The 7,874-nt window shown below is 56.8% G+C and carries 6 protein-coding genes; 2 read left to right on the top strand and 4 right to left on the bottom strand.

Annotation, left to right across the window (positions count from 1 at the left end):
- Together HY868_01395 and HY868_01390 are read left to right on the top strand one after the other, a co-directional pair.
- A partial coding sequence (locus HY868_01395) for a hypothetical protein (protein MBI5300762.1) occupies positions 1-2,284 on the top strand: 2,284 nt, incomplete at its 5' end.
- Positions 2,285-2,370: 86 nt separating this feature from the next.
- A complete protein-coding gene (locus HY868_01390) occupies positions 2,371-2,880 on the top strand; it encodes a hypothetical protein (protein ID MBI5300761.1) in 510 nt (169 codons plus the stop codon).
- Positions 2,881-2,938: 58 nt separating this feature from the next.
- On the opposite strand, the gene hypE is transcribed toward HY868_01390, so the two are convergent.
- The 4 genes from hypE to hypF all read right to left on the bottom strand — a co-directional run bounded on the left by hypE (position 2,939) and on the right by hypF (position 7,868).
- The gene (gene hypE / locus HY868_01385; protein ID MBI5300760.1) at positions 2,939-3,979 is read right to left on the bottom strand and encodes a hydrogenase expression/formation protein HypE; all 1,041 of its coding nucleotides are present in this window, start codon (positions 3,977-3,979) and stop codon (positions 2,939-2,941) included.
- Between the two features lie 71 nt (positions 3,980-4,050).
- Positions 4,051-5,154, bottom strand: a complete 1,104-nt coding sequence (hypD, locus tag HY868_01380) for a hydrogenase formation protein HypD (protein MBI5300759.1) — start codon at positions 5,152-5,154, stop codon at positions 4,051-4,053.
- Positions 5,141-5,401, bottom strand: coding sequence for a HypC/HybG/HupF family hydrogenase formation chaperone (locus tag HY868_01375; protein ID MBI5300758.1), 261 nt, complete (start codon positions 5,399-5,401; stop codon positions 5,141-5,143). The genes hypD and HY868_01375 overlap by 14 nt, the downstream gene beginning before the upstream one ends.
- An 85-nt stretch (positions 5,402-5,486) precedes the next feature.
- A complete protein-coding gene (gene hypF / locus HY868_01370) occupies positions 5,487-7,868 on the bottom strand; it encodes a carbamoyltransferase HypF (GenBank protein MBI5300757.1) in 2,382 nt (793 codons plus the stop codon).
- Positions 7,869-7,874 lie beyond the last annotated feature (6 nt).

Here is a 7,874-nt window from a genome sequence, read left to right as displayed (position 1 = left end):
GCCAAGTTCGCAGTTACATTTCCACCGCGCAGAAAAACGGACAGCGGGTCTTGGATGCACTCAAGTCGGCGTTGCAAGGAACACCCTATGTGCCGCCCATCTTGGCTACGCAACCTGCATCAACCGCCTGAGCAGTTACAAATTAGCAAACATTGAAGTTCAAGGGAGAAATTACAAAATGAAAACGAAGTTGATTCGAATTGGGTTACTTGGCTTGGCGTTGCTCGCGACGCTTTTAGCATCTGCGCCGAGTTTGAACGCGGCGCCGTTGCTGACGTGTACCTCGCAAAGTAGTGGCACTTGGAACACGATTGCGCGCTGGTCCTGCGGTCGCGTTCCGATTTCGGTGGATGATGTTACGATTCAATCTACCCACACGATTTCGTACGATCTTGCTAGCTCGACGATTCAGAGTTTGACTGTGAATGGTACGCTCAACTTTAATGCCGCGGCTAACGACAGCTTGACGGTTACTGGCGATGTGGTAATCAACGGTCCAAGTGGCGCGATTGCGGCAGTGAGCGCAAGTGGGACACGGACGCACACGTTGAATGTTGGAGCTAATTTCACCAACAACGACACGTTTACTGCTGTCGGTGGAGATGATGTCATCACTGTCGTTCTCAACGGCTCCGCGGCTCAAACAATCGGCGGCTCTTCCACAACTACATTTGAGAATCTGACGCTTTCGAACACGGCGGCGACGATTAACGCCACGACCAACTTTAACGTGAATGGCACAATGGCGGTGAACGCGAATGCCGTGTTCAGCCCGGCGGCGGCAGTGGTGATTGGGGGCGCAACCAACACGATCAACGGTTCTGGCACGATTCAAGTCACGCGTCTTGACACCTCCAACGCATACGCGGGACAGTACGCTTTTACAAATGACACATTGACCAGTATGACCGTTGACTTTGCAGGAGCTGGCAACCAGGAGATAGACGCGCTGACCTACGGTGCGCTCCGCACGAGTGGCAGTGGCACGAAGACAACAGCAGGCGATTTTACCGTCAACGGAAACGTGACGGCTGGTTCTGGTACGACACTTGCGTTAGGCGCTAATGACGACGTGACCATGAGCACAGCCAATAGTACCTTGACGGTTAATGGAACGATAGATTTCGGATCAAGTGGCAGTTTTCAGAGTGCCAACTCAGGCACACATATAGTAACGACAGGCGCCAATGGTTTGATCCGATTGTCTGATGCGGATGGTCTTGGACCAGCAGCAAGTAATACGTCCTTTCAGACCAATAGTAGTGGGCAGTGGAATCTCACTAGTCTGGAAACAAACGGCACTGTCGAATACTACAACGCCGGTAATCAGGCAGTGACTGATCGCAACTACAATAACCTCACTTTCAGCGGCAGTGGCAACAAAACTTGGACCCAAGGTGCGCCGCGCACCGTGAACGGAAACCTCATTCTGTCCGGCACCGCGAACTTTGCTCTAACCAACTCAACGCTGAACCCATTAACGGTAAATGGTGATTGGACGCATTCTTCGAGTGGTACTTTCACACACTCTGGTGGGACAGTGGTCTTTGCGAGAAATGGTACGGCGACATTGAGTCGCGCTGGCGCAGGTAGCACCGAAACCTTCTGCCGCGTGACGATCAATGCGGGGACGCTCTTGGACACAACCGATGATTTCGTCGCGGTGAGTGGTGGCGCGGGTTGCACTTCGCTGACTGTGACCGGTGCGCTCCGTCGCGAGGCGCCAGCGCAAAGCATCACGAACGGTGCGGCAGTCAGCTTCAACCACTCACAGAATCTGGTTGCGGCGACGGTCACCCAAACGAGCGGCGCGAATTTTGGCGCGACGAATCTCACGGTGACACTGAATCAATCACCTGCGTCGGTCTCGTGCGGCGGTGTGACATTGGGAGGCGCGCCAGTGTTGCGGCACTTTAACATCACGCCGACCACGCTTGGGGGCGCGGCGACATTGCGCCTCTACTATAACAACAACGAGTTGAACGGCAATACCAATCCAGCGGAAATTGCAATCTATCATTGCAATGGTACGGCGTGGGTACGGTTGACGGGGACGTATACGAACGGGAGCGATGCAAATGGCAGTTATGTGGAATTGCCAGGGGTAACAGAGTTCTCGCCGTTTGCAATTGGTGGTGCGCCCGGTTCGCCAACCGCAGTCACACTCTCGACCTTTGGGGCGGAGGGCACGGCGAATGACACGGTGATGCTCCTCGGGTTAGGTCTCGGCGTCATCACCTTGTTGAGTGGAGCAGGGTACTTGGCGCGTCGCAAGTCGAACTAGGCATGACATAATTCCCCGCAAGATTCTCAATGTAGAGACGTTGCATTGGCAACGTCTCTACGCTCATATCAGGAAGGAGGCGCATAATGGAAATACATGGATGGCGATCCGGTTTGCTTGCGCTGGCTATCGCGCTGTTCGCGTCTCTTGCTTTGTGTACAACCAGTGCGCAAGCGGCAGTCACACTTTCTTCGTTCGATGCGCGCGTTGCACGCGAAGGCACGACGAGTCGCGTGGTGTTGATGTGGAAAACCGTCAGCGAAATTCATATCGCTGGCTTCAATCTCTATCGCAGTAATCGTGCTGAGGGTCCGTACACGCGCATCAACGCGCAACTGATTCCGGCTTCCGACAATCTGGTGATCGGCGGTACCTACCAATACTTGAACGACGTTCAACCGGGACAAACGTACTATTATCAACTGGAGGACGTTGAGACCAACGGCAAGAGCACGCGCCACGCACCGGTGGCTGTCACGGCACTCGAAACTCAACTCGGCTCCTCCGCATGGATCAGTGTCTGTTGGGGTATCGGCGCAGTACTTGTCATCCTCGGTGGATTGAACCTGGCTTTGCGCGCCAAGACGACCACCTAAAATCCGCATCATCAAAACAACCAGGTTTTACCAATCTGTTCAAATGCCCGATCCCGCTTCAACAAATGCGCGGCAATTGCTCGCCGATCATCATATCCACAACCCGCGTCGCGCCGATGGAAGTACGCGCGACAACCATCCCAGGATGCGCTGTGACGGCGCGTCCGATGATCGCCGCATCGCGCCCCAACGGATGCGCGCGCAGCGCGGCGACGACGCGCGGCGCGATCTCACTCGGCGCGAACGCAATCAACTTGCCTTCGTTCGCGACGTAGAACGGATCGAGACCAAGCATCTCGCATGCGGACGCCACATCGCGCGGCACGGCTATCGCGCGCTCGTCAATCTCAATGCCAATTTTCGCCGCCTCTGCGATTTCGTTGAGCGCGCTCGCGATTCCGCCGCGCGTCGGATCGCGCAAGGTATGAATGTCTTGGGTGACCGCGAGCATCGCCGCAACCAGGTCGTGCAGCGGCGCGCAGTCGCTCACGATTTCGGAATCGAAGCGTAAGCCCTCGCGTTGCGAAAGAATCGCGATGCCGTGCAAACCAATCGCGCCGCTCAAAATAATCGCGTCGCCCGCGCGCGCGTTTGCCGCCGCGATGTTCACGCCATTTGGCGCGATGCCGATGCCCGCCGTGTTGATATAGATGCCGTCGCCGTGTCCTTCTTCGACGACTTTGGTATCGCCGGTTATGATTTGCACGCCCGCGCGTTTCGCTGCCTCCGCCATCGAGTACACCACACGCGTCAAATCGTCGAGCGCAAACCCTTCTTCGAGAATGAATCCCGCACTGAGATAGATCGGACGCGCGCCGCTCATCGCAAGATCGTTCACGGTGCCATTCACCGCGAGCGCGCCGATGTCGCTTCCCGGAAAAAAAATCGGCTTGACGACGAACGAATCGGTCGTGAACGCGAGCCGCGCGCCCTCCACCGCGAACACAGCTTGATCGTTCAACGGCGCGAGCAACGCGTTGTCGAATGCGGGTGCGAAAAGATGTTGCACCAAATCGTGCGACAATTTCCCTCCGCCGCCGTGTCCCATCACAATGTTGGGATAATCGCGGAGTGGAAGCGGACATTGCAGAGTAATCATTGATAAACCTTTTGAAAGTTTGATCGTTAATTGGTTGAATAGTTGAATCGTTTGTTCGACCAACGATTCAACTATCCAACTACCGCGAATGTGTGCCGCGCGTACCGATAGTACGCCGCGCACGCGCCTTCGGACGAGACCATCGTCGCGCCGAGTGGTTTCGCGGGCGTACACTGCTTACCGAACGCGACACACTCGTTCGGTTTTTTGCGTCCTTGCAAAACCAAACCGCTGATGCACAAGGGCGATTCGTTCACGTGTAAACTGCCAACGTCGAAACGCTGTTCCGCGTCGTACTCGCGGAACTCGTCGCGCAGACGCCAGCCGCTCTGGGGAATTTCGCCGATGCCGCGCCATTTGCGGTCGCACACCTCGAACACTTGCGCGATCAATGCTTGCGCCGGTTGGTTCCCTTCGCGCGTGACCGCGCGCGGATACGCGTTCTCGACCTCGACGCGACCTTGTTCGAGTTGGCGCACTGCCGCCAGGATTCCGTTCGCGATGTCGAGCGGTTCAAAGCCGGTGACGATCATCGGCACGCGAAATTGCGCCGCGAGCGGTTCGTACTCCCAGTATCCCATCACCGCGCAAACGTGTCCCGCCGCAAGAAATGCTTGCACGCGATTTGCCGGATCGCTCATCAGCGCGGTGATCGCGGGCGGCACGCGCACATGCGACACGAGCATCGAAAAATTTTTCAGCGCTTCGCGTTTGGCTTGGAACACCGCCATCCCATTTGCCGGCGCGGTCGTCTCAAAGCCGACGCCGAAGAAAACGACTTGTTTGGACGGATTGTCGCGCGCGATGCGCAGCGCGTCGAGCGGCGAATAGAGGATCCGGACATCGCCGCCGCGCGCTTTTACTTGAAACAAATCGGTCGTCGAGCCAGGTACGCGGAGCATATCGCCGAACGACGTAAAGATCACATTGGGACGCGCGGCAATCACCAGCGCCTTGTCAATCAGTTCGAGCGGCGTCACGCAGACGGGACACCCAGGTCCGTGCACCAGGTCAATCTGCTTGGGCAAGAGTTGATCAATGCCGAAACGCATGATCGAGTGCGTCTGCCCGCCGCACACTTCCATCAACGTCCATTCGCGCGTGATGACGCGCGCGAGTTGATCGAACACCGCGCGAACTTGAACTTCATCTCGATACGCGTCAAGTGATTTCATTCGGTGCCCCCAACTCCTCCTCGAATGCGCCCACCTCGCGCAACAACGCCAGCGTCTCTTGCGCGTCCGCTTCCGACAGACGCGAGATCGCAAAGCCAACGTGAATCACCGTGTATTCGCCCACTTGAATATCCGGGACGTATTCGAGGCACGCTTCTTTGGTGACGCCGCCGAAATCGACGCGCCCCATTTTCAAGCCGCTCGCCTCATAAATGTCAACTATTTTGCCGGGAACCCCGAGACACATCTTGCCCTCCAATTTATGATTTCTGATTTATGATTTTGGATTTGTGTGCGCGCGATCCAAAATCATAAATGCTAAATCGCAAATCCTAAATTGCATTCGCGATTGCCGCTTGACCAAGTGAAATGCCCGCGTCATTCGGCGGGACGAGACGGTGAATCAACACATCGAAATTGGCGTCGCGCAGTAACGCGACCGCGCGCGTGAGCAGAGTCACATTCTGAAACACACCACCGCTCAAGGCGACGCGGTTCAATCCCTCGCGCTCGCGTAGCATCACGGCGACATCGCGCAACATCAGCGCGACTGCGTTGTGAAACTTACTCGCGATCACCCACGGCGGCACGCGCTTGCGATAATCGGCAACGGTCGCGCGAATCACGGAAGCAGGGTCAATCTCAATCGGGAATTGGTAATTGGCAATTGATACTTGATACGCGGCTTCCAAATCCTCCACTACCAGATGCTCCAACTCAATCGCGGCTTGCGCTTCATAGTTGATCGTTGCGCGCACGCCGATGATCGCGGCAATCGCATCGAACAAGCGCCCCATGGACGAGGTGAGCGGAGCGTTGAACCCGGTTTCGATCTGATGGCGAATCACACCGCGCTCCGTTTCGTTGCACGCCGCGACGCACGGCAGATCGTCGTCCCACGTGATTCCCGCGTGATGCAAATGCGCGAGCGCGCCGCGATACACGCGCTTGATACCGACATCGCCGCCGGGCAGTGGCACGTACGCTAGATGCGCCGCACGCGTGAAATGAGCGTAATTGGTAATTAGGAATTCGCCGCCCCAGATTTTACCGTCGGTACCGTATCCAGTTCCATCGAGCGCGATGCCGATGACGCGTTCATCGCGCGGGACATTGTTCTCTGCCATACAACTTGCAATATGCGCATGATGGTGCTGAATTGCGTAATTCGCAACCCTTGCACCGCCCGCAAGGGCAGGTGTTCGTAATTCGTAATTCGTTTTGGCGTACTTGGTCGAAAGATACTCCGGGTGCAAATCGTGCGCGATAATTTCCGGCTCGATGCGGAACAGCCGTTTGAAATGTTCGATCTGTTGCTCGAACGATTCGAGCGTTGGGAAATTTTCGAGGTCGCCGATGTGTTGCGAAAGGAACGCGTACCGCTCGCGCGTGACGCAAAACGTGTTCTTCAACTCCGCACCAACCGCGAGCGTCGGACGCGTCGCAAACGGCAGTTTAACCGGGTACGGCGCGTACCCGCGCGAACGGCGAAGCGGGTATTCTACCCCGACCCAACCCCCACCCTGACCCTCCCCCGCTTCGCTGGGGAGGGAAATCACACGCACAACTGAATCGTCCGCGCGCGTTTCAATATCGCGGTCGTGCAGCAAAAAGTAATCCGCGAGATTCGCAAGTCGTTCGCGCGCGTCGGCGTTGTCGGTTGCGATGGGTTCCTCGGAGTAGTTGCCCGAGGTCATCACGAGCGCGGTTGGGAAATTCGGAATTCCTGGGTCCGCATTTGCCGATTTGCCATCCGCCATTAGCAAATAGTGCAACGGCGTGTACGGCAACATCACACCGAGAAAATCGTTGTGCGGCGCAATGTGCTCGCTGATCGGCGCGTTGGGACGGCGTCGCAACAGCACAATCGGACGCGCGTGTGATTCGAGGAGCACGCGCTCGGCGTTGGACACAAAACAAAATGATTCGACTGCCGCGACATCGTACGCCATCAACGCGAACGGCTTGTCCACGCGCCCCTTGCGTTCGCGCAATTTCATCACGGCTTTATCATTCGTCGCATCGCACGCGAGATGAAAACCGCCGAGTCCTTTGATCGCGACGATGTGTCCGGCGGCGAGTATGCGGCGCGTCTGTTCGATGAAATCGTAATTCCGAATTTTGAATTCCGAATTCGGCTCTAGCCAAATTTTAGGACCACACTTGGCACACGCGACCGGCTGCGCGTGAAAGCGGCGATTGAGCGGATCGTGATATTCGCGCGCGCAATCGTCGCACATCGCGAAATCGCGCATCGTCGTGAGCGGGCGGTCGTAGGGAATATCGCGAATGATCGTAAAGCGCGGACCGCAGTTCGTGCAATTGATGAACGGGTACCGATAACGTCGGTCGTGGGGGTCGAACAATTCGCGCAGACAATCGGGGCAAATTGAAATATCGGGGGAAATCGGTTGAAACGCGCCGGCTTGCGGAACGCTCGCGCGAATTTCAAATCCGGCAAAGTGCGCGGCGCCATTCGACGAACCATCCTGGGATTGGAGCGAATCAATACGCGCGAGCGTCGGTTTTTCGTCGGACAGCGCGCGGGTAAACGCGTCGAGCGCGGCGGCATCGCCTTCGACCTCGATGTCCACACCAGACGACGTGTTCGCAACCCAGCCGCCCAGACGCGCGCGCGTCGCGAGCTGGTACACAAACGGGCGAAACCCGACGCCTTGCACGACGCCGGTGATATGAATTCGCCGTAGCATCATTTTGTC

The sequence above is a fragment of the Chloroflexota bacterium genome (assembly GCA_016219275.1).
In the GTDB taxonomy this organism is placed as follows: domain Bacteria; phylum Chloroflexota; class Anaerolineae; order UBA4142; family UBA4142; genus JACRBM01.
The sequence above is the reverse complement of the archived record's forward strand: the minus strand, read 5'-3'. Positions and strand labels throughout refer to the sequence as shown.

Coding starts and splice junctions, on each gene's coding strand:
- HY868_01375 (MBI5300758.1), bottom strand. CDS start 5,401: ATGTGTCTCGGGGTTCCCGGCAAAATAGTTGACATTTATGAGGCGAGC.
- hypF (MBI5300757.1), bottom strand. CDS start 7,868: ATGATGCTACGGCGAATTCATATCACCGGCGTCGTGCAAGGCGTCGGG.
- HY868_01390 (MBI5300761.1), top strand. CDS start 2,371: ATGGAAATACATGGATGGCGATCCGGTTTGCTTGCGCTGGCTATCGCG.
- hypE (MBI5300760.1), bottom strand. CDS start 3,979: ATGATTACTCTGCAATGTCCGCTTCCACTCCGCGATTATCCCAACATT.
- hypD (MBI5300759.1), bottom strand. CDS start 5,154: ATGAAATCACTTGACGCGTATCGAGATGAAGTTCAAGTTCGCGCGGTG.